This is a genomic window from uncultured Winogradskyella sp., from assembly GCF_937958655.1.
Classification (GTDB): Bacteria; Bacteroidota; Bacteroidia; order Flavobacteriales; family Flavobacteriaceae; genus Winogradskyella.
The window spans coordinates 1-22,911 of sequence record NZ_CALGNH010000065.1 but is presented as its reverse complement, the minus strand read 5'-3'; the positions used below and the strand labels follow the sequence as shown (position 1 = coordinate 22,911).

The 22,911-nt window shown below is 32.4% G+C and carries 19 protein-coding genes and 1 tRNA gene; 14 read left to right on the top strand and 6 right to left on the bottom strand.

Going from position 1 to position 22,911, the window contains the following annotated elements:
* On the top strand, positions 1-501 hold a 501-nt coding region (locus Q0800_RS12085), incomplete at its 5' end, for an OmpA family protein (protein WP_299130094.1).
* Here Q0800_RS12085 and Q0800_RS12080 read toward each other — a convergent pair.
* Both Q0800_RS12080 and rpiB read right to left on the bottom strand, forming a co-directional pair.
* Positions 498-941, bottom strand: coding sequence for a GNAT family N-acetyltransferase (locus tag Q0800_RS12080; RefSeq protein WP_299130089.1), 444 nt, complete (start codon positions 939-941; stop codon positions 498-500). The genes Q0800_RS12085 and Q0800_RS12080 overlap by 4 nt on opposite strands.
* Entirely contained in the window at positions 935-1,369 is a 435-nt protein-coding gene (gene rpiB, locus Q0800_RS12075) for a ribose 5-phosphate isomerase B (RefSeq protein WP_299130083.1), read from the bottom strand. Before rpiB ends, Q0800_RS12080 begins: the two co-directional genes overlap by 7 nt.
* A gap of 739 nt (positions 1,370-2,108) precedes the next feature.
* On the opposite strand from rpiB, the gene Q0800_RS12070 reads away from it, so the two are divergent.
* The 7 genes from Q0800_RS12070 (at position 2,109) to Q0800_RS12040 (ending at position 9,459) form a co-directional block, all read left to right on the top strand.
* Entirely contained in the window at positions 2,109-4,574 is a 2,466-nt protein-coding gene (locus Q0800_RS12070; protein WP_299130081.1) for a T9SS type A sorting domain-containing protein, read from the top strand.
* 239 nt (positions 4,575-4,813) lie between these two features.
* On the top strand, positions 4,814-7,060 hold the full coding sequence (gene rnr, locus Q0800_RS12065) for a ribonuclease R (protein WP_299130078.1): 2,247 nt from the start codon (positions 4,814-4,816) through the stop codon (positions 7,058-7,060).
* A 56-nt stretch (positions 7,061-7,116) separates the two neighbouring features.
* Positions 7,117-7,416, top strand: a complete 300-nt coding sequence (locus tag Q0800_RS12060) for a heavy metal-binding domain-containing protein (RefSeq protein WP_299130075.1) — start codon at positions 7,117-7,119, stop codon at positions 7,414-7,416.
* Position 7,417: 1 nt separating this feature from the next.
* Positions 7,418-7,654, top strand: a complete 237-nt coding sequence (locus Q0800_RS12055; protein ID WP_299130071.1) for a hypothetical protein — start codon at positions 7,418-7,420, stop codon at positions 7,652-7,654.
* Positions 7,655-7,659: 5 nt separating this feature from the next.
* Complete coding sequence (locus Q0800_RS12050; RefSeq protein ID WP_299130067.1) at positions 7,660-8,331, top strand: head GIN domain-containing protein; 672 nt, start codon at positions 7,660-7,662, stop codon at positions 8,329-8,331.
* Positions 8,332-8,374: 43 nt separating this feature from the next.
* A complete protein-coding gene (locus tag Q0800_RS12045; protein WP_299130066.1) occupies positions 8,375-9,064 on the top strand; it encodes a LysE family transporter in 690 nt (229 codons plus the stop codon).
* A 2-nt stretch (positions 9,065-9,066) separates the two neighbouring features.
* On the top strand, positions 9,067-9,459 hold the full coding sequence (locus tag Q0800_RS12040) for an RDD family protein (protein ID WP_299130064.1): 393 nt from the start codon (positions 9,067-9,069) through the stop codon (positions 9,457-9,459).
* A gap of 236 nt (positions 9,460-9,695) precedes the next feature.
* Here the strand turns inward: Q0800_RS12040 and Q0800_RS12035 are convergent.
* Both Q0800_RS12035 and folB read right to left on the bottom strand, forming a co-directional pair.
* Positions 9,696-9,766, bottom strand: a tRNA-Cys gene (locus Q0800_RS12035).
* A gap of 87 nt (positions 9,767-9,853) precedes the next feature.
* Entirely contained in the window at positions 9,854-10,231 is a 378-nt protein-coding gene (gene folB / locus Q0800_RS12030) for a dihydroneopterin aldolase (protein ID WP_299130063.1), read from the bottom strand.
* 118 nt (positions 10,232-10,349) lie between these two features.
* On the opposite strand from folB, the gene Q0800_RS12025 reads away from it, so the two are divergent.
* From Q0800_RS12025 to Q0800_RS12010, 4 genes are all read left to right on the top strand, one after another.
* The gene (locus Q0800_RS12025) at positions 10,350-12,674 is read left to right on the top strand and encodes a hypothetical protein (protein ID WP_299130061.1); all 2,325 of its coding nucleotides are present in this window, start codon (positions 10,350-10,352) and stop codon (positions 12,672-12,674) included.
* Positions 12,675-12,802: 128 nt separating this feature from the next.
* Positions 12,803-14,842, top strand: coding sequence for a glutamine--tRNA ligase/YqeY domain fusion protein (locus Q0800_RS12020; protein WP_299130058.1), 2,040 nt, complete (start codon positions 12,803-12,805; stop codon positions 14,840-14,842).
* 194 nt (positions 14,843-15,036) lie between these two features.
* Complete coding sequence (locus Q0800_RS12015; RefSeq protein WP_299130056.1) at positions 15,037-15,540, top strand: hypothetical protein; 504 nt, start codon at positions 15,037-15,039, stop codon at positions 15,538-15,540.
* Positions 15,541-15,633: 93 nt separating this feature from the next.
* Positions 15,634-16,110, top strand: a complete 477-nt coding sequence (locus tag Q0800_RS12010) for a DUF1761 domain-containing protein (RefSeq protein WP_299130053.1) — start codon at positions 15,634-15,636, stop codon at positions 16,108-16,110.
* Positions 16,111-16,285: 175 nt separating this feature from the next.
* Here the strand turns inward: Q0800_RS12010 and Q0800_RS12005 are convergent, their stop codons facing one another.
* Positions 16,286-17,221, bottom strand: coding sequence for an SPFH domain-containing protein (locus Q0800_RS12005; protein ID WP_299130051.1), 936 nt, complete (start codon positions 17,219-17,221; stop codon positions 16,286-16,288).
* 86 nt (positions 17,222-17,307) lie between these two features.
* On the opposite strand from Q0800_RS12005, the gene Q0800_RS12000 reads away from it, so the two are divergent.
* On the top strand, positions 17,308-17,988 hold the full coding sequence (locus Q0800_RS12000; RefSeq protein WP_299130048.1) for a hypothetical protein: 681 nt from the start codon (positions 17,308-17,310) through the stop codon (positions 17,986-17,988).
* A 19-nt stretch (positions 17,989-18,007) separates the two neighbouring features.
* Here Q0800_RS12000 and gltX read toward each other — a convergent pair whose 3' ends face one another.
* Positions 18,008-19,525, bottom strand: a complete 1,518-nt coding sequence (gene gltX, locus Q0800_RS11995; RefSeq protein WP_299130046.1) for a glutamate--tRNA ligase — start codon at positions 19,523-19,525, stop codon at positions 18,008-18,010.
* A 477-nt stretch (positions 19,526-20,002) separates the two neighbouring features.
* Here gltX and Q0800_RS11990 point away from each other — a divergent pair.
* A partial coding sequence (locus Q0800_RS11990; RefSeq protein ID WP_299130043.1) for a DUF4175 family protein occupies positions 20,003-22,911 on the top strand: 2,909 nt, incomplete at its 3' end.

Here is a 22,911-nt window from a genome sequence, read left to right as displayed (position 1 = left end):
CTTTATAAAATTCGTGGACTAAACCGAAAAGTAGAGATTATTGTTAAACCCTATGATCCTCCTCGTGTAAAAGTTGAGCAACCAAAAAAAGAAACTACGGAAGAATTATTAAGTGGAGAACTTAAAGAAGGAGATAAAATTCAGTTAGAAAATATTCTTTTCCGTACAGGTTATAGTTATCTCACAAAAGAATCTAAAGTGGTTTTAGACGATATTGCTAAAATTCTCGTAGAACGTACAGATATATTCTTTACAATAGAAGGCCATGTGTGTTGTACGCATGGGAGCAGAGATGCGATAGATAGAAAGACAAAAAAGCGTAATTTATCTCTTGCACGAGCTAAAACTGTTTATGATTATCTCGCAGAACGCGGCGTAAAACGATATAGAATGAAATTTGTGGGACATAAAAGAAAATTCCCTTTAGGTAACGAACCAGAATTAGATAGACGTGTAGAAATTTTAGTGACGCGCATTCTTAAACCTAAATCTACAGATTAGGATTTAATCATATTTATGTGTGGTATCCCATCTTCGAGATACTCCTCTCCTACTTCTTTAAAATCTAGATTATTATAAAATTGTTTTAAATAAGTTTGTGCAGATATTCTAATATCAGATGTATTATAATATAATTTAATAGCTTGTATAGAAACGTTCATTATGGTATAACCATAATTAAATTTTCGTTTACTTTCTTTTACTACTACTCTACCAATACTCGCTTCTTCAAAATAATATCCTGGCTTAAAAATACGTGTATAAGCCACAAGTGTATCATCTACATACCCTAAAATATGTAATGCTTTTTCATCTTTACCATCTAGGTCTTGGTATACACAATCCTGTTCAACAACAAAAACTTGGCTTCGTAATTGAAGTAAATTGTAAAGCTCTTGTGTTGTAAGTTCTTTAAAAGATTTAGTGCGAGTAATTAACAACTTAAAGGAATTTTATCTACACGATTTTGATGACGACCTCCTTCAAACTCAGTATTTAAAAAGGTTTCTACCATTTTAATAGCTTGCGGAATTGATGTAAAACGTGCCGGAATACATATAATATTAGCATTATTATGTAAACGTGTTAATTCTGTAATTTCACTGGTCCAACAAACACCTGCCCTCACCTTCTGATATTTGTTAGCAGTCATTGCTACACCATTTGCGCTACCGCAAATTAAAATACCAAAATCTACTTTTTCTTCTGCTACATCTTTAGCAACTGGATGTACAAAATCTGGATAATCTACACTATCTAAAGTATCTGTTCCATAATTAGTTAAAGTATAACCTTTAGCTTCTAAATGTTTTACAATTGCGGCCTTATAATCTGGACCTGCATGGTCGTTCCCTATTGAAATAGTCATAGTTTTTTTATATTACGTCATTGCGAGCATAGCGCAGCAATCTTTCTATTATTTAGATGCGTTAAATCAACCCAAAACAACATTATAACCACAAAGTTAATAATTACGTATAAGTATGTATAACTTATACTAGCTTACTTATTCATAAGTTTTAAGTTTGATTATATAATTTTTATCAGCATTAATAATCCCTGTTTATAAGTACAGTTAAAAATGAGAATTACTTGTTAATAACTGTTTGTAATTACTTAAAACTAAAATTAGGTTTATCCAGTAATTTTCCCAATCAAAAATAGAGCTGAGAAAATCTAATTAGTTAGCAATTTCTTTCGAGAGAGTTATTAGATATATTTAGTAGAGATGTAAACAGTTTTTAATAAAAACATATCATGTAATTCTATTAACAACATTTATTAACAGTTGTTCATAGTTTTTAAAATAAGTCTTAAAGTGAAGTAGTTATCTATAAATTACCTGTTAACTGCATATTAAATAAATCTGATAAGTCACTTAACCAAACAAAACACTAAAAAGTTATAGTAGCTATTAACAGACTATAATAACCACCATTTTATTTTTTAAAATTTAAAAGAAAAATGATGTTATGTATATATATGTTAATAAGTGTAAAATTTATACAAACTTTTTTGAAGCTTTTAGTAAACTTAACCTCTAAACCTTTAAATAATAAGTGTTTATTTTATTACTATTGTAAGATAAATCTTTAAAATTAGCTATAATGAAACAAATTTTACTTTATCTATTATTATTTAGTCTTAATATTTTTTCTCAAGATGGATCTTTAGATACATCTTTTAACCCAAATGATGTTGGTTTTGGTAGTGGTGGTAGCCCAAATGATAGAGTTAGATCGATAGCCATTCAAAATGATGGAAAAGCTTTAATAGCTGGTAATTTTACATCATATAATGAATTAACATCAAATCGCATAACAAGGTTAAATATTGATGGAAGCTTAGATACTAGTTTTAGTTCTGGAACAGGACCAAATAGTGAGATTAGTCTAATTGAAGTTCAAGACGATGGGAAAATTATTATACTTGGTTTTTTTACGTCCTATAATGGAATTCCATCGAATCGTATAGCAAGATTAAACAGTGATGGAAGTTTAGATACTAGTTTTAGTTTTGGTTCAGGTAGTTCAATTAGTACTATAGCTATTCAAAATGATGGAAAAATACTAGTAGCAAGATCTACTAATATATTTAGATTAAATATTGATGGAAGCTTAGATACTGATTTTAACTCAGGTTCTTTAGCAGCCAGTTCAATTAGAAAGATAGTGATTCTAGATGATGGTAAAATTCTTATAGGTGGTACTTTTACAAGTTATAACGGGATAGAATCAAATCATATAGCAAGGTTAAATAGTGATGGAACTTTGGATACTAGTTTTAGTTCTGGTACAGGAGTAGATGCTGCCGCTAATACGGCAATTAATATAATAGAAACACAAGACGATGGAAAAATTGTAGTTAGTGGTAATTTTACTAGTTACAACGGAATTCCATCGAATAGTATAGCAAGACTAAATAGTGATGGAAGTTTAGATAGTAATTTTAATTCTGGTATGGGACCAGATAATTCTGTTTCTTCAATTGTGATTCAGGATGATGAAAAAATACTAATAGGAGGTAGTTTTTCAAATTATAATGGTATAGAATCAAATCGTATAGCTAGATTAAATAATGATGGTAGCTTAGATAGTAATTTTAATTCTGGTATTGGACCTAATAATTCGGTTTTTAAAATTTCTATTCAAGATGACGGAAAAATTCTTACAGGAGGTAACTTTTTAACTTATAATGAATTATCAATTAGAAATATAGCAAGATTAAATAGTGATGGTAGCTTAGATATTAATTTTAATGCTAGTACAGGAGCAAATAATACTGTAAATACAGTAAAAATACAAGATGATGAAAAAATACTTATAGGAGGTAGTTTTTCAAATTATAATGGAACAGAATCAAATCGTTTAGCAAGAATAAATAGTGATGGAAGTTTAGATATAAGTTTTAGTTCTGGTACAGGTTCAAATAGTAGAATTCTAAGAATGGAACTTCAAGATGATGATAAAATTATTATAAGTGGAAATTTTACAGAATATAACGGAATCACGACCAATAATATAGCAAGATTAAATAATAACGGAAGTTTAGACACAAGTTTTAATTCTGGCTCAGGTGTTGGTACGTCTTTTTCTACTCCATTAATTGGTCCAATAGCAATTCAAGATGATGGAAAAATTCTAATAGGAGGAAGTTTTACTACTTATAATGGAACTGAAATAAATCGTTTAGCAAGATTAAATAGTGATGGAAGTCTAGATACAAGTTTTAATATTGGTGTGGGTTTTGATAATACAGTTGATATAATTACAATTCAAGATGATGGAAGAATTTTAATATCAGGAGAATTTACAAGCTATAATGGAGCTACATCGAATGATTTAGTAAGATTAAACAGTGATGGAAGTTTGGATACAAATTTTAATACAGGTACAGGTGTAAATAACTCAGTTTTTACATCAACAATTCAAGATGATGGAAAAATTATAATAGCAGGTAATTTTACAAGTTATAATGGAATAGAATCAAATAAAATAGCAAGATTAAATAGCGATGGAAGTTTAGATACTAGTTTCAGTTCTAGTTTAGGAAGCAACTTTTCAATTTTTATATTAGATATTCAGGATGATGGTAAAATTTTAGCATCAGGGGATTTTACAAGTTTTAATGGAATACCGTCAAATGATATAGTTAGATTAAATAGTAATGGTAGTTTAGATACAAGTTTTAACACAGGTACTGGTGTTAATACTTTTATTTCTACACTAGCAATTCAGGATGATGGAAATATTATAATAGTTGGTGGATTTACTAGTTACGATGATATAGGTAGAAATAGAATAGCTAGATTAAACGCTACAAATTCATTATCTGTGGAAGAAATTAATTTATTTGATTTTAAACTTTACCCAAACCCAACAAATAACCAATTCACAATTCAATTAACCAATAATTCAACACTAAAAAACTTAAACATATACAATAATCTAGGTCAATTAGTTCTATCCTCTAAAGAAATTACTATAGATACTTCACAATTTAACTCAGGATTATATATTGTAGAAATAGAAACATCAAAAGGAAAATCTTCTAAAAAACTTATAATACAATAGATTTTAGAAAATAGATATATAAAAAAGCACTGTAAACTTTATAGTGCTTTTTCATTTAATTAACCTTTACTAAACACTATTAAATAATTAAAGTGTAGCTTTGCATAAACTTAATTACCTCTCTTCGCTTAGATTAAGTTTAAAATATTGTCATTGCGAGCAAAGCGCGGCAATCTCTTCAATAGATAAGATTCTTCGTTTCACTCTGCATGACGCGTAAATCATATTACAATTAATAAATGACAAAAAAGAAAAAAAGGAAATCTAGAAATAATAAGATTTCTAACCTTACAAATACAATCTTAAGTATATTAAAAAAAGAACGAAACAAATCCTTTAACTATAAACAAATTGCCGCTAAACTAGGTGTTAACGACGCTAGTAGTCGTAATCAGATAATTAAAAAGCTTCAGCAATTAAAGGTAAAACAAGAAATTGAAGAGGTAGAACGTGGTAAGTTTAAAGCGATTGTAAATACAGAATATCATACAGGTATTTTAGATTTAGCCACTAAAGGAAACGGTTATATTATCTCTGATGATTTTGAAGAGGATATTTTTATAGCATCCAACAATATCAATAAAGCTCTCGATGGTGACGAAGTAGAATTCTATGCTTATCGTAGAAAGCATCGTGGAAAACAAGAAGGAGAAATTACCAATATTATTAAGCGTGCAAAAAGCGAATATGTTGGTACAATTCAAATACACGAAAAAAAGAATTTTGCATTTGTAGTGGCTGATAGCTCTAAGATGTATAAAGACATTTTTGTGCCAATCAATAAAACTAATAAAGCCGAAGATGGTGATAAAGTATTAGTATCCTTAACAGATTGGCCAGAAAAAGCAGATTCACCCTATGGAAAGGTACTTGAGGTATTAGGAAAACCAGGAGATCATAATACAGAAATTAATTCTATTATGGCAGAGTACGGCTTACCTATGGAATTTCCTCATGAGGTAGAAAATTACGCTAACAATTTAGATATATCAATAAAACCTGAAGAAATAAAAAGGCGACGCGATATGCGTAAAGATTTAACCTTTACCATAGATCCAAAAGATGCCAAAGATTTTGACGATGCCTTATCATTTACAATTTTAGATAATGGTTTATATGAAATAGGAATTCATATAGCTGATGTATCTCATTACGTACAACTAGGAACCGTTTTAGACGACGAAGCTTACGAGCGTGCTACGTCTATTTATTTAGTAGATCGCGTCGTACCAATGTTACCAGAACGTTTATCTAATGGAGCATGCTCACTACGTCCGCACGAAGAGAAATATACCTTCTCTGCGGTTTTTCAAATGAATGATAAATGTGAGATTAAAAACCAATGGTTTGGTAGAACCGTCACCTATTCTGATGCACGTTTTGCTTATGAAGAAGCACAAGCTATCATAGAAAATAATCCAAATGTCACGCTGAGCGCAGTCGAAGCGTCTCAATTAAATTTAACTATCCCACAAAACGTTTCACTTACAGGAAAACCATACAAAACCCAACCAGAAATTGCAGAAGCTGTCTTAGTACTAGATAGGCTTGCTAAAAAGATGCGTTCGCAACGTATGCGTTCTGGCGCTATTTCTTTTGATAAGGTTGAGGTAAAATTCAATTTAGACGAAGAAGCAAATCCGGTTGGTATTCATTTTAAAACCAGTAAAGATGCTAATAAATTAATTGAAGAATTTATGTTATTAGCTAACCGTAAAGTGTCAGAATTTATTGGAAAGCAAAATCCAAAAAAGACCTTTGTATATCGTGTACATGATGAACCAGATGAAGCTAAATTAGCGCAATTACAAACTGTGGTTAGTCGTTTTGGACATAAACTAAATTTTAAAGATCGAAATAGCGTAGCTTCCTCATTAAACAAATTATTATCTGATGTTGTTGGTAAAAAAGAGCAGAATTTAGTAGATACGCTTGCTATTAGAACGATGTCTAAGGCAGAATATACCACACAAAATATTGGTCATTATGGTTTGGCTTTCGATTATTACAGTCACTTTACCTCACCAATTAGGCGATATCCAGATGTAATGGCGCACCGACTTTTACAGCATTACTTAGAAGGCGGTAAATCAGCTAATGAAGAAGTCTATGAAGAGAAGTGTAAGCATTCTAGTAATATGGAATATCTGGCCACTAAAGCTGAGCGTGATTCTATTAAGTACATGCAAATACGCTTTATGCAAGATCACCAAGACGAAGAATTTTTAGGAGTAATTTCTGGAGTGACAGATTGGGGAATTTACGTAGAAATAATGTCCAATAAATGTGAAGGCATGGTGAGTGTTAGAGATATGAAAGATGATCATTATGAGTTTGATCAAGATCAGTATGCTGTGGTAGGAAGAAAACAAGGTAGGGTATATCAACTAGGTGACGAGGTAATTGTTAAAGTAAAAAATACAGATTTAGTAAAAAAACATTTAGATTTTTACATGGTTGGTAAACCAAAACCAGAATCAGAATAAAAATATTTATCATGCTTAATTTATTTCAGCATCTTGTATTATAAATTAATTAATATATGATTCTAACCACCACAAACTCAATAGAGAATTTTAAAATAGTAGATTACCTAGGTATAGTAACTGGTGTGGCTATTAATGAAGAAAAACTTACTATGGGTTTTAGTATGTCTAAGTATTTGGCAGCTATAAGGGATGGTGTTGACACCACTAAAGAAAAGGCATTTCAACAATTACAAGAAAATGCCAAGCAATTAAATGCTAACGCAGTTGTTGGTATAAAAGTTGAAATTGAACTTATGACAAGTAATCTTGCTATGGTTTCCGTAACAGGCACAGCAGTAAAAGTAGCATCTTAAAATGAAGAGTACTACAAAGGCAACTATTTTATCATTTATCATATTTGCAATAATTTTTCTTTCTTTTAGAGTCTTATTGAGTACTTTTTTTGATTTTCAAAATAGATTAATACCAAGTGTAGTTTCTGCCGTTGTAGCTTCTGTATTATCACCTAGAAGAACTATAATTAAAAAACAATCTGGTAAGGAAGTTCAGTTAAAATGGGTTTTCAGTAAAAAAATAATATCTATAAAATAAAAAGTATGAGAAGTATCATTATATGTGTAATCCTATTGGTAAGCTTCACAATTAAAGCACAACAAACAACAGAAAAAATAATAGGAGAATTTAAAACGGTAAAAGTTTACGATTTAATCAATCTTAAAATGATTAAATCTAACGAAAATAAAGTTATTATTTCTGGTAAAAACCGAAGGAATGTACAGGTCATTAATAAAAACGGTAAACTTAAAATTAGAATGAATATAGAAGAGAGTTACGATGGTAATGACACTGTTGTAAAACTCTATTATACTTCAGTAGATGTTATTGATGCTAACGAGGGTGCTAAAATTGTTTTAAACGACCCTCTAAAGCAATATGAGATTGATTTAAAAACCCAAGAAGGTGGAGAAATTACAGCAGAACTAAATACAACTTATGCTAATTTTAGAGCAGTAACAGGAGGAGTAATTAACGTAACAGGGAGTTCTAAAAATCAGGATATTTCTATTTATACAGGAGGTACTTTTAATGGTAAAAACTTTATAACAGAACAGACAGAAGTTAGTGTAAATGCGGCTGGTGATGCTTACATTAATGCCTCGCAGTACGCAGACGTTAGTGTAAAAGCCGGAGGTAATGTTTACATTTATGGTAAGCCAAAACAAGTAGATGAAAGCCGAGTTTTTGGCGGACGTATTAAACGTATGTAAAATCTTATAAGAATTGTTATTTTTGTGTAAACCGCAAGTTTACATGTTAGAAGACATCTTAAGAGCAATTCCCTTCGGAATCATTTTAGCCTTTACCATAGGTCCTGTTTTTTTTGTCCTCTTAGAAACAAGTGCAACAAAAGGTTTTACCTCTGCTTTAATTTTTGATTTTGGTGTAATACTCGCAGACATTGTTTTTATTCTTCTCATTTTTTTAAGTACAGACACTTTATTAGATAAAATAAAAGATGATCCTAAGCTTTTAGTTTTTGGTGGTGTATTACTTACGGTTTACGGTATTATTTCTTTTATAAAAATTTCTAAATCGTTTCGGTCTATTGTTAGAGAACATCAAAGAATAGAATTACCAAAAAAAGATTATGGGATGCTTTTTATAAAAGGCTTTCTTCTTAATTTTATTAATATTGGTGTACTACTAGGATGGTTAGGTTTTATTGTTATTGGTACCTCAATAACAACTTCAGATAATGGAGTTGTTGTGTTTATTATAGCTATGTTGGTTGCTTATTTTATAACTGATCTCTTTAAAATAGCTGCAGCAAAGCGTTTAAAAAGTAAATTAACACCTAAGCGTTTATTTAAAACCAAAAAAATTGTGGCTTTAGTTATTCTGGGATTTGGAATTATCCTTTTATCGCAAGGGTTATTTCCAGAGCTTTACGAAAAAGGAAAAGAACAGATTGAAAAAGTAAATCCTTTAGATTCAATGTAATTATGAATAATAATTATGCGAGATTACAGTCCAGAATTAAAGCAGCCGTAATAGATGGTATCATTTTAATGGCGCTGATGTATTGCACATCAGAACTATTAAACTCTATTGAAAATGTAAATCCATCAGTAAGGATGTATTTATTTATCCTTTACGTTGTTTTATATGAGCCTCTTTTGGTTTCCGTTTTTGGTAGTACGCTTTGTCATTACTACTCGGATATTAAGGTGAGACAAGAAAAAAACAACAGTAAAAAGATGTCTTTTCCTTTAGCCTTTGTTAGATTTATTATTAAATCTTTATTAGGATGGTTATCACTACTAACTATAACAGGAAGTGAAAAGCACCAAGCTATACACGATTCAATCGTAAAATCTTTTGTACTAATTGATTAAAAAACCTTCAAGTTTGAGGGTTGTAATGGGCTAGAATTGCGTTTAATCTAAATTTTAGAAAAATTTAATCATAAAAAAGCCTCTGAATTAATATTCAAAGACTATTTATTTTTGTTGAGGTGTCGAGCGTCCCGACACTTCGGGAGAACCGCTGTAGATGGTGTTGCTCATATTCAATAAAACCCATCTAAAATTTGGTCATAAAAAAACCCTCAACGTATGTTGAAGGTCCCTTGAGGTGTCGAGCGGATTCGAACCGCTGTAGATGGTGTTGCAGACCACTGCCTAGCCACTCGGCCACGACACCTTATTAATTCCTGATTTCACAGGAATCTCATTTGTTATTAATGAGAACGCAAATATATAAATAATTACCGTTTTAGCATATGTAGGCTTACTTTTTTCGTGCCAAATGCTTTCGGGATTGTGAGAGTTGAATAGTTACCATCTCTACATCACCTCCAATAGGAGGATTTAGTTTACTAACAGAAACCATGGCTTTAGTTATCATTTTATCTTCGCTAAAAAAACGATCTAAGATACGTTGTGCAACAGTTTCAAGCAATTTACAAGGCTTAGCCATTTCTTCCTTAACAACGTTATTAAGAAAAACATAATCAACGGTATCCTTGAGCTTGTCTGATTTTGAAGAGTTTTTTAAATTAGCTTTAACTCGTACATCTACTTTATAAGCACTACCAATAATGGTTTCTTCTTTTAAGCAACCATGATGTGCATAAACACGTATATTTTCAACTTTAATAATTCCCATAATGCAAAAATAAAATTTTTCTTAACTTTAGTATTTAAAATGATTCAGCACAATTAAATATTTTTTGATTAAAGCTGTTGTATTGCCTTTTAATATCATTTCTAAAATTACGCTCAAATTGTTTAGCACAAAAAAAATAGTTTTTTTCTTCCTTTATTTGGTTTGGTGCCATCTGGGTTTAGGGCAAAATAAAACAAGTATTAAAGAAAATCGTCTAACAGAAAACATACATCTACAACTTAATAAAACAATTTTTTTTGAAGGAGAAAACTTATGGTTTAAAGCTTATATTCAAGATCAAAGATTGCAATTACCATCATCTAGTACTAATTTACATGTAGGTATTTTTTCAAAAGAAGGGAATGTCTTAAAAGAAAAAATGTTTTTAGTGAGTAATGGCATTTGTAAAGGGGATTTTAAAATAGACTCAACATTTGTTGATGATTCCTATACCGTTATAGCTTGGACAAACTATATGAAAAACTTTGAATCTTCTGTACCTTATGTTCAGAAGATTAATATTATTGGAAAAACTAAACAAGTTAAAACAACACCTCAAAAATCAATAACGATTCTAATTCGTCCCGAAGGTCAAAACATTATTCCAAATACATTTAACAAAGTAGGGTTTATGGTTTTCGATGAACAGTTAAGTCCTATAAAAACAAGTGATATTAAGTTGGTCGATGAAAAAGGAAACATAATTCAGTCAAACATAAAAACCAATAAGTTTGGACACGGTAGATTTAGTTTTTATGCGGAAAAACAAAAAAATTACACCTTAAGGATTAAAGGAGAAAATGGAAAACAGATCAGTAAGAAAATAGTAAATATGCACAATGATGAAAGTGCAATTACTGTTAATAATAGCGTTAAAGATTTTATAATTATTACACTCAAGACAAAAAAAACAGATTTAAACTCAAAGCAAAATAAGCGATTAAAATTAGCCTTCTTTAACAATGAAGGAATCTCTTATATTACAAACTATACTTTTAACCAAAATACGTTTGCGCTATCAATAGAACGAAACAAAATTCCTTACGGAATCAATACTGTGGTAATTTTGGACGTCAACAATAAAGCTATATCCAAACGAACATTTTTTAACACACAAGATTCTAGCAAAAGAGTATATGGGATTAAAATAAACTATAGTCTTACTGAAAATAAAGATTCCTTAAAGTTAAGTTTAGTGCTTCCTAAAGGTCATAGAACCGCAGATCTTAGTATGTCTGTGCTCCCTGGTGAATCAATTGCTTATTCACCAAATAACTCTATAATTTCGTCTTTTTTGTTGCAGCCCTATATAAAGCAACAATTAGCTGATGGACAGTATTATTTTGAAGGAAAAAAACGCTCAAAAGACTTTCAATTAGATACAAGATTGCTTTTTGAAGAAGAAAATAGATTTCGTGTAAATTCAGGTTCAGAAAATTATGAAAAGCTACCGTACAAAAAAGAAAAGTACGTTGCCTTTACGGGTAAAATTTTAGATGCAGATATTACAAAGGAGAGCATGGTTTCTATTATACCCAATCTTTATAAAGACATAAAGCTTTTTGAGCTTTCATCTAATAAAAACTTTAAAGGAAACATGGTTTTATTTAAAGACGATACTGTTCAGATAAGCGTGCTGAATTATAAAGGAAAACTCAGGAAACCAAAAGCAGAACTATACGTTGATAACAATGATAAAGATTTTGATTATAAAAATTGGTTAAGTAGGGATAAATATAGTGCTAGAACCGTTAATAAATTAGCTACAAACACCGAGTTCGATTTAATGAGCGGAGTAACTGCCCTTGATGAGGTTATCGTTTCAGAAAAGACAAAAAAAACCAAAAAATTTCAAATAGATCCCTACATTGAGGGGATTGTTATTGACAAAGAGACTGCAAACAAGTACAGCTCTCTTTTAACTTATATTCGAAGATTAGGTTTTCAAACACGACAAAACACCAAGCAAGGAGGTGTAAGTTTTTATATTATTAACAATGGAGTATCATACCCTGTACCTGTATCAATAAACGGTATGGCAGTCAGCCCAGGTGAGATTATCGGAATGCCGCTATCCTCAATAAAAACAATAGTTTATAATAGGCGATTAACAGCAATTGCGGGACCTTTTATTTCATTATCGCTTAGATATGATTTTGATGAGTTTAAGGGGAACACACAATTTACGAAACTTTATATACCAAAAGGATTTAGCCTTACGCAAACATATTTTAGCCCAAACTATCCTAATTTTACATCATCACTATATAAGAAGTATGGAGCAATTTGGTGGGAAGGTAATATAGAGGTTAATCCTCAAACAAAAAATTCTACAATTGTGCCTCTAAACGGACAAAAAGAGGTAAAAATTATCATTGAAGGTATGTCTTCTAATGGCTTTTTATATCATACCGAACAAATATGTAAGCCATACCAAAATTAATTTTCTTAAAGAACAAGTATAAAGCTAAAGCAAAGAATCATTTCTTTTTGTTTTAAATTTGCGCAATAATGATTACGTCTATAAAATACGACCAGCGTAACAGCAACAACGATTATTAATCTAGCAATATGTCTACAGACAACAAACCACTCAATTTCATCGAGCATATCATAGAAGAAGATTTAGCAAACGGACTTAATAAAAACAAGTTGCGTTTTCGTTTTCCCCCAGAACCAAATGGGTATTTACATATTGGCCACACTAAAGCTATAGGTATTAGTTTTGGACTTGGCGAAAAATATAATGCACCAGTAAATCTTCGTTTTGATGATACCAACCCAGCAAAAGAAGAGCAAGAGTATGTAGATGCTATAAAGAAAGATATTGCATGGTTAGGTTACACATGGGAAAATGAACTGTATTCCTCAGATTATTTTCAAACGCTTTACGATTGGGCAATTCAGATGATTAAAGATGGTAGGGCTTATGTTGATAGCCAGTCTTCTGAAATCATGGCAGAACAAAAAGGAACACCTACTCAGGTAGGAGTTAATAGTCCATATAGAAATAGAAGTATTGAAGAAAATTTAGATGTATTCCGTCGTATGAAGGCTGGTGAGTTTGAAGCTGGCACACATGTCCTTCGCGCCAAAATTGATATGGAAGATCCAAACATGTTAATGCGCGACCCAATTATGTATCGCATATTATATGCACATCATCACAGAACAGGAGACGATTGGTGTATTTACCCAATGTACGATTGGACGCACGGCGAGAGCGATTATATAGAACAAATATCACACTCATTATGTTCTTTAGAGTTTAAGCCACACAGAAAGCTTTACAATTGGTTTAGGGATCACGTCTATGAGTACGCTAAAGATAAGCTTCCATTACCACCAAAGCAACGAGAATTCGCACGCTTAAACTTAAGTTATACCATTATGAGTAAGCGTAAGTTGTTACGATTGGTTGAAGATGGAGTAATATCTGGTTGGGACGATCCTCGAATGCCAACAATTTCTGGTTTACGTCGCAGAGGATATACACCAAATTCCATTCGCCAATTTATTGAAAAAGTTGGTGTTGCGAAGCGCGAAAATGTTATTGATGTATCCTTGCTTGAGTTTTGTATTCGTGAGGATTTAAATAAAACAGCAAATCGAGTTATGGCTGTTTTAGATCCTGTAAAAGTTGTAATTACTAATTATCCTGAGGATAAGGAAGAATGGTTGGAAGCAGAAAATAATCAAGAAGACGCGTCTGCAGGTTTTAGAAAAGTGCCCTTTTCAAGAGAAATTTATATTGAAAAGGAAGATTTTAAAGAAGAAGCTGGTAATAAGTTTTTTAGACTAAAGCTTGGTGGAGAAGTTCGTTTAAAGAATGCTTACATTATAAAAGCGAACGATGTAATTAAAGATAAAAATGGTGAGATTATAGAAATCCACTGCACGTTAGATACCGACACCTCTAAGAAAGTAAAAGGAACGTTACATTGGGTCTCCACAAAGCATGCTATTACTGCTGAGGTAAGAGAATATGACCGTTTATTTATGCACGAAGCACCAGATAGCGATAAGGATAAGGATTTTATGGAATTCTTAAACCCTAATTCACTAACTTTTAAAACAGGGTATTTAGAACCAAGTTTAGCGGAGGTAAACCATGGTGAGCGTTTTCAGTTTCAACGTTTAGGGTATTTTGTGGTGGATGAAGATTCAACTTCCAATAAATTGGTATTTAATAAAACAGTGGGTTTAAGAGATAGTTGGGCAAAGCAAACTCGTGCTGAGCATAGTCGAAGTAAACCAAAACAGAATGTTACTTCGAGCGCAGCCGAGAAGTCTCAAAACAAAGCACAGCAGCAAAGAAAACCCATCAGCGTCATTCAGCAATTAGGGAAGAAGTACACCAATTATCCAGAAGACAAACAAGCTAAGGTTAAAGCAGAGATACAAGAACTAGCAAAGGAAGTCTGTTATGAAGAGTTAGAACCCTTATTTAATACAGCGGTAAAAAAAGCAGGCACACGCATTGCTGTTATGATTTCGTTAAAAGAACTGCTTAAAAATGGCTTACAACGAAATAAAGCCATTGATGAGTTTATCTCAAAGGCCTTAGAAGATAAGAATGATCTTTTAGTTGCAGAGGCAGAGGGTATCTAGAAAGTTTGTTTTTTGTCTTTTCGAGCACTGATTGAAAGCACACTACGAAGTAGTCGAGAAATCTTTAGCTCCGTCGTTTAATCAAGGGTATAAATACTTACTGTAGGAGTTTAAAATACAACTGACTTCTTGGACAACCTTAAGTTTTTTCTATTTAACTGTTGTGTTTTAACCTTGTCTTCGACAAAGTGAATATGAAATCTATACTTATCATAGTTACAGCGCTATTTTCATTATCACTATGTTCTCAAAATATGACTAATGAAAAACTCGACGAAATTTATACCTCTGTGAGCGATTCTATTCAAGGGCGACCTGGTGCTTGGCAACTTTACATCAAGGATGTTCAACTGTTATCGCTCACCGATACTAACCATAATAGGATGCGAATTATATCTCCAATAGCAGACTCTAATTCGCTTACTAACGATTTAATTAAAGCGGCAATGATAGCTAACTTTCACACGGCATTAGATGTTAAATATGCAGTTACAGATGGTGTCTTATGGTCTGTTTTTATTCATCCTTTAAAAGAATTATCTGAGCAACAGGTAAAAGACGCTATAGCCCAAGTGTACAATGCTAATGTTAATTTTGGTTCTACATTTGCTAGTACAAGCCTTTCATTTCCGTTTAATGAAAACCAAAAAAAAGAAGAAAAAAAGACTGAACCACCTATTGAAAAAAGAAGATTCTAACGGACTTTATCCAAATAACGCTTTAAACCTCTAATTCAATGCTTAGAGGTTTTTTTGTACATTTAATTTATACTAACTAAAAAATCAGTAATTATGGAATTAAATGTTTTAGCCATTGTGGTATCTGCTATTGTACCTTTAATAATTGGCTCAATTTGGTATAATCCAAAAGTATTGGGAACGCCTTGGATGAAAGCCTCAGGAATGACCGAAGAAAAAATAAAGACCGGGAATATAGCAGTTATTTTTGGTGTAACACTTGTTTTATCGTTTATGTTAGCATTTACGGTTAACGGTATGGTGATCCATCAAGTCGCTGCGCAACAGTTAGCCTTTTCAAACCCAGATGCGGAGTCTTTTAAAGCCTTTATGGCAGAATTTGGAAATGTGCATAGAAGTTATGGCCATGGAGCATTACATGGAGCAATAGGAGCACTATTTTTTGTGTTGCCTGTATTGGGTATAAATGCTCTTTTTGAAAGAAAAGGCTATAAATACATCCTAATAAATGTAGGCTATTGGGTAGTTACCTTAGCTGTTATGGGTGCTATTCTATGTGGTTGGAAATAAAATTAATGATACAAAAAAAAGTGACTGTTTGAAATATCCGAAAATCTGTCATTCTGAATTTATTTCAGAATCTTTAAGCATAAATTTTCGTTTTATTGTAGAATCTGAAACAAGTTCAGATTGGCAAAATGTAAAGTTTTCAAACAGTCGCTCTTTTTGATGTATAGATTAAAAACTATTTATCCTCACCTTTTTTCTTATTGTTAGCATTTTTCATGGCCTCACCAATTTGGTTACTAGCGGCAAAGCTTGCTACCATATCATTGAGCATATTACTCCCAGCTTGTGGTGAGTTTGGTAATAAGATTAAGTTACTATTGGTTTCCTCACCTATAGATTGTAAAGTGTCATAATGTTGTGTTACTACAATTAACGCAGAAGCTTCTTGTGAGTTAATACCAACATTATTTAATACTTCAACCGATTCTTCTAATCCACGAGCAATCTCACGGCGTTGGTCTGCAATACCTTGGCCTTGCAAGCGCTTACTTTCTGCTTCAGCCTTTGCCTTTTCAACAATTAAAATACGCTGTGCATCACCCTCAAATTGCGCTGCTATTTTTTCACGTTCAGAAGCATTAATTCGGTTCATCGCTTCCTTTACTTGGGCATCAGGATCAATATCTGTTACAAGTGTTTTAATAATGTCGTAACCATATTCCATCATAGCATCGTTAAGCTCAGATTTTACAGCAATAGCGATATCATCTTTACGTACAAAAACATCATCTAATTTCATTTTAGGAACCTCAGCACGTACGACATCAAAGACATAAGAGGTAATTTGATCATGTGGATAATCTAACTTGTAGAAAGCTTCATATACTTTATCTCTAATAACTTTATACTGTACAGAAACTTTTAAACGTACAAATACATCATCAAGCGTTTTTGTTTCTATAATAACATCTAGTTGTTGAATTTTAAGACTCAATTTTCCTGCAATACGATCTACTAAAGGAATTTTTATGTGTAATCCAGAATGTCTTATACTGTGAAACTTTCCGAAACGCTCTATAATTGCAGCAGTTTGTTGTTTTACAATAAAGAATGCAGAAATTAAAACGATTAAACCGAAAAAAATAATCGGCACTAAAATAAATTCATCCATAACAAGTTTTATTAAATGGTTAGTAAATATGCGTAATAAATGTAAAGAATTTTACTTAGGTTTGCTCACTCACAGCATTAAATCTTATGAAAAAAACACAACCCTATATATTTGTCGCTATTTGCATAACTTTTGTTACAATGGCCTTTGCGCAGCACAAGAGTTACACTATAAAAAATGGAATTGCTTTACAAGGCGGCATAACCCAGTTTAATATTCTCACAGATAATTTTGATACTAGAAAAAATACGGGCTGGCTTGGAGGATTATCAGCAACAGTAGACATTCCGCACAAATGGTATACTGTGAGTTATAATATTTTATTCTCTGAAAATAACATAGATATTTCAGCTGCGGCTGCAGGAAATTCAAAAGAAGAATTTGTTGAATATAAAATGTTAACTACGCAGTTGTCGTTTTTGCTTCATGCTAAACTTATCAGAAACAACGTTACTTTAGATATAGGACCAATACTTCAGTATAATGGTGACTTAGAGTTAAAAGATGATTCAAAAGAGGGTTTACTTATTAGCAACTATGATACATTACTAACCGAGGATATTACAGACATCACCAATTTTAATGTCAATGGAGCTATAGGGCTATCGGCTGGCTTTGGAAGTTTTAAGTTACGAGGGCAATTCATTTACGGCTTTACAAACATCTTAGGCAACCTTAATAATGAAGATTTAAATGTTGGTAATAATAACGATGCATTCAAAGGGAATCAGTCAATGCTCGTGTTTACAGCAATGTTTACACTGTAATGACTAGTAAATAAATTTATTAAAGTGTTTTAATTAAAGCTTCAATACGCTTAACAGTTTCACCTTTACCAATCATAAACATAATATCAAACACATCTGGGCCTTGTAATGCACCAACCAACGCTAAACGTAGAGGCATCATAACCTTACCAAAGCCAATTTCATTATCTGTAATCCAGCCCTTAATATTGGTTTGAAGGTGCTCTACTTCAAAGTCATCCGTGCCGTTTACGAGTTCAACGACTTTACTAAGGATATCGCCTGTGCCATCTTTTAATGCTTTCTTTGAGGCTTTTTCGTCATAATATGTAGGTGACACAAAGAAGAAATGACCTAAATCCCAGAAATCATTAATGAATGTTGCACGTTCTTTTACTAAGCCAATAACTAATGCAATGTAGTTAATATCTATTTCTGCTAATTCAGATTGACTAGCTTTAAACTGTTCCGCCAAATCCAAGTCCAATTGCTCTTGCATATAATGATGATTAAACCACTTTGTTTTGTCAGGATCAAAACGTGCGCCAGCCTTGTTAACACGCTCTAAGTCGAAATCGTTAACCAATTGTTCTAAACTGAATATTTCTTGCTCTGTACCTGGATTCCAACCTAAAAATGCTAAGAAATTTACGACAGCTTCTGAGAAATAACCATCTTCTTTATAGCCACGAGATATATCACCTGTTTTAGGGTCTGTCCACGCTAATGGAAACACAGGAAAACCTAATTTATCACCATCGCGCTTGCTTAATTTTCCTTTCCCTGTTGGTTTTAGAATTAATGGTAAATGCGCAAATTCTGGTGCTTTCCAACCAAAAGCATCATATAACAATTTGTGTAAAGCTAAAGACGGTAACCATTCTTCACCACGAATAACGTGTGTGATTTCCATTAAATGATCATCAACAATATTGGCCAAGTGATATGTTGGCATACCATCACTTTTAAATAATATTTTGTCATCTAAAACATTAGTGTCAATAGAAATATCGCCACGTATAATATCTTTTAAGTGTAAAGTTTCATCTTGTGGCGATTTAAAACGTACCACATAATGCTCACCTGCATCTATTTTCGCTTTGGTCTCAGCATCAGATAACACCAAAGAATTCACTAAGCGTCCTTTTTCTCTATTGTGCCAGTTATAAATAAAGGTTTTACCCTCAGCCTCATGTTGTTTCCGGTGTGCATCTAATTGTTCTGAGGTGTCAAAGGCATAGTAAGCCTTGCCCCCTGAAATGAGTTGGTCAGCATACTGCTTGTACAAATGTTTACGCTCACTTTGTCTATAAGGGCGAAATTTTTCGTTTTTCCCTGGTCCTTCGTTAAAAGGAATACCACACCAATTCAACGCTTCTACAATATAATCTTCTGCACCTTCAACATAACGGTTTTGATCAGTGTCTTCAATGCGAAGCACAAAATCACCACCGTGCTTTTTAGCAAACAAGTAGTTAAATAAAGCAGTTCTTACACCACCAATGTGTAAAGGTCCTGTTGGGCTAGGCGCAAAACGCACACGTACATTTTTAGACATTTCTTTAAATCAAATATATTGTCATTCTGAACTAGTTTCAGAATCTATCGCAAAGATAAAATTATAGTCCATAAGCACGAAGCGCGAAGCACGAATTTAAATTATGCTGTTATGGGATTTAGCCCTTTTTAATCTTATTGTTACTCGGCTTTAATAGTTTAGTTCAATATTTAATGAGTTTATGTTTAAGACATTAACCGCTCTAATTAATACCAATAGCCATCTAAAAATTGATGGGTAGAGATGAGCGTTATTTATATTATAAGTTGAAATCAAACACCCATATCAACTATATTAACACAATCTTACCAAATTTTAGGAAATAACAATTAAAATAAAATTGTAGATTAGTAAGTTAAAATGCAATATCTCTGTCACATCGAGCGTCGTCGAGATGCTTCTAGTAGACTTAAGTTAATAGGTTCTCGACTACGCTCGAACTGACAGTATGCAATTATTAAAAAGATTTAGACCAATTTGGAAACCATTAAAAACAAGCTACAAGAGTTCATTAAAAAGTACTATACTAATGAGCTACTAAAAGGAGCAATTCTATTTTTTGCCATTGGTTTGCTGTATTTTATGGCAACCTTGTTTGTAGAATATATGCTTTGGTTGAGCCCAACAGCAAGAACTTTTTTGTTCTGGACATTTATTGTAGTTGAATTAGGTTTGTTCATAAAGTTTATTGCAATTCCGTTAGCACATCTATTTAACTTACGACGAGGAATTAATTTCGAGACGGCTTCTAAACTTATAGGAAGTCACTTCCCTGAGGTTAATGATAAATTATTAAATGTTTTACAGCTTAATCAGAACCCTACACAATCCGATTTATTAATAGCTAGCATCGAGCAGAAATCTCAAGAATTGCAACCTATTCCTTTTAAATCTGCTATAAATTTTAAATCGAACACCAAATATTTAAAGTATGCGGTGATTCCGATTGCCATACTGTTGCTATCCTATGTTACGGGAAAAATAAACTGGTTTCGTGATAGTTACAAACGCGTAGTGAATTACCAAACGGCTTACGAACCACCAGCACCTTTTCAGTTTTTCGTATTAAACGAATCACTCCAAGCGATTGAGGGAAAAGACTTTAAATTAAATGTATCTACAGCGGGTGATGTTATTCCTGAGAATGCGCAGATACAATTCAAGGGACAATCCTACTACTTACAGCAAATAGCACCGGGTGAATTTCAATACACGTTTAATTTACCTAAAGAAAATCTAGAATTTACCCTTTCGGCTAACGATGTTAATTCTAAACCATACCAATTAGAAGTGGTCAACACGCCAAATCTTGTAAATTTTGAAATGGTTTTAGATTACCCATCGCATACTAGAAAGCAAGATGAGGTTTTAAAAAGCACAGGATCAGCTGTAATTCCTGAAGGTACTAAAGTCACTTGGAAGGCATTAACTAAATCTACAAACGCCGTTAATATTTATGCTAATGATACACTTTGGTTTACACGAAGTGAAGATGGAAGGTTTGAAGCGACAAAACGTTTGTACAGAAACTATAATTATAGTATTTCAACAAGTAACGATAAGCTTAAGGATTACGAAAATTTAGCCTATAATATTAGCGTTGTTAAGGATTTGAATCCAGAGCTAGAGATTAAAGTTCAAAAAGATTCTATTGACCAGCAAAGCTTGTATTTCTATGGACAAGCAAGCGATGATTTCGGATTAACAAAACTAAACCTAGTTTATTATCCTGTTGATGATGAAGCTAACAAAATGGTTGAACCCATTTCAATTTCAAAATCTAATTTCAGTGAGTTTGTTAGTGCCTTTCCAAATCAACTGAATATAGAAGATGGTGTAAGTTATCAATTGTATTTTGAAGTATTTGATAACGATGCCCTTCATAATTACAAACGAACCAAAAGTAGCGTGTTCAGTTACAGAAAGCGCACCAAAGAAGAAGAAGAGCAAAAGCAATTGCAAGAGCAAAATGAAACCATAAAAGATATTGGTAAGACGTTTGAAAAGCTTCAGGAGCAAGACAAAAAGCTAGAAGAATTTTCTAAAACCCAAAAAGAAAAGCAAGAGCTGAATTTCAATGATAAAAAGAAGTTTGAAGATTTCTTAAAGCGTCAAAAGCAGCAAGAGCAATTGATGAAGAACTTCAACAAAAAGCTTCAAGATAATCTTGAAGAATTTCAGGAAGAGAAGAAAGAAGATCAATTTAAAGAAGACCTAAAAGAGCGCTTAAAAGAAAATGAAGAGCAGCTTAAAAAGGACGAAAAACTTTTAGAAGAGCTTGAAGAATTAAAGGATAAGATTAACAAAGAAGAATTCACACAAAAGTTAGAAGAACTAGCGAAGCAGAATAAGAACAAGAAACGTAGTATGGAACAACTCTTGGAGTTGACTAAACGTTTCTATGTAATGAAAAAGGCTGAAAAAATTGCTAACCAATTAGACGATTTAGCAAAGAAGCAAGAAGAACTATCTAAAAAGGATAAAGAGAACACCAAAGAAAAGCAAGACGAATTAAATAAAGAATTTGAAAAACTTCAAGAAGATATCAAAGACTTAAAACAAGAAGATAGACGACTTAAGAAATCGACGAAAATTGAAGTTGATGAATTTTTAGAAGATGGTGTAAAGTTTGATCAAAAGGAGGCAAAAGAAGCTCTAAAGCAAAAGGAAAAAAGCGAAGAAGAACAAAAATCACAGGAAGCTCAAGAGCAACAACAAAAAGCTCAAGAAAAGCAAAAAAAAGCCGCTAAGAAGATGAAACAGATGAGCGAAAAGATGATGCAAATGATGTCTGGCGGAGGCGGAGGTGGTGGCAACCAAATGGCTGAAGATATAGATACTTTGCGTCAGATATTAGAAAATATATTACTCTACTCATTTGACCAAGAGGAACTTATGAATACCTTTGATGCTATTGACATCAATAACAATAAGTACGGTAAGTATATAATTGAGCAAAGTAACCTTAGGGAACATTTTGAACATATTGATGATAGTTTATTTGCGTTGTCTTTGCGTCAACCCAAGATATCAGAGAAAGTTAATTCTCAAATCACAGAAGTCTATTTTAATATTGACAAGGCATTAGGGCAATTAACTGAGAATAGATTATACCAAGGAGCGTCTTCGCAACAATATGCCATTACAGCGAGTAATGAGCTGGCAAGTTTTTTAAGTGATGTTTTAGACAATATGGAAATGTCTATGAATCCTTCACCTGGCTCAGGTGGTGGAGGAGATCAACAACTTCCTGATATTATTATGAAACAGGAAGAGTTGAATAAACAAATGGAAGAAGGAGTTAAGAAAGATGATGCTGGTAAAAAAGGTGAAGAGGGAAAAGAGGGTGAAAAGCCAGGTGAAGGAGAGAAACCGGGTGAAGATGG

Bases quoted from the DNA above. Each gene is read 5' to 3' on its own strand.
- rpiB (WP_299130083.1), bottom strand. From the start codon at position 1,369: ATGACTATTTCAATAGGGAACGACCATGCAGGTCCAGATTATAAGGCC.
- Q0800_RS12070 (WP_299130081.1), top strand. From the start codon at position 2,109: ATGAAACAAATTTTACTTTATCTATTATTATTTAGTCTTAATATTTTT.
- rnr (WP_299130078.1), top strand. From the start codon at position 4,814: ATGACAAAAAAGAAAAAAAGGAAATCTAGAAATAATAAGATTTCTAAC.
- Q0800_RS12060 (WP_299130075.1), top strand. From the start codon at position 7,117: ATGATTCTAACCACCACAAACTCAATAGAGAATTTTAAAATAGTAGAT.
- Q0800_RS12055 (WP_299130071.1), top strand. From the start codon at position 7,418: ATGAAGAGTACTACAAAGGCAACTATTTTATCATTTATCATATTTGCA.
- Q0800_RS12050 (WP_299130067.1), top strand. From the start codon at position 7,660: ATGAGAAGTATCATTATATGTGTAATCCTATTGGTAAGCTTCACAATT.
- Q0800_RS12045 (WP_299130066.1), top strand. From the start codon at position 8,375: ATGTTAGAAGACATCTTAAGAGCAATTCCCTTCGGAATCATTTTAGCC.
- Q0800_RS12040 (WP_299130064.1), top strand. From the start codon at position 9,067: ATGAATAATAATTATGCGAGATTACAGTCCAGAATTAAAGCAGCCGTA.
- folB (WP_299130063.1), bottom strand. From the start codon at position 10,231: ATGGGAATTATTAAAGTTGAAAATATACGTGTTTATGCACATCATGGT.
- Q0800_RS12020 (WP_299130058.1), top strand. From the start codon at position 12,803: ATGTCTACAGACAACAAACCACTCAATTTCATCGAGCATATCATAGAA.
- Q0800_RS12015 (WP_299130056.1), top strand. From the start codon at position 15,037: ATGAAATCTATACTTATCATAGTTACAGCGCTATTTTCATTATCACTA.
- Q0800_RS12010 (WP_299130053.1), top strand. From the start codon at position 15,634: ATGGAATTAAATGTTTTAGCCATTGTGGTATCTGCTATTGTACCTTTA.
- Q0800_RS12005 (WP_299130051.1), bottom strand. From the start codon at position 17,221: ATGGATGAATTTATTTTAGTGCCGATTATTTTTTTCGGTTTAATCGTT.
- Q0800_RS12000 (WP_299130048.1), top strand. From the start codon at position 17,308: ATGAAAAAAACACAACCCTATATATTTGTCGCTATTTGCATAACTTTT.
- gltX (WP_299130046.1), bottom strand. From the start codon at position 19,525: ATGTCTAAAAATGTACGTGTGCGTTTTGCGCCTAGCCCAACAGGACCT.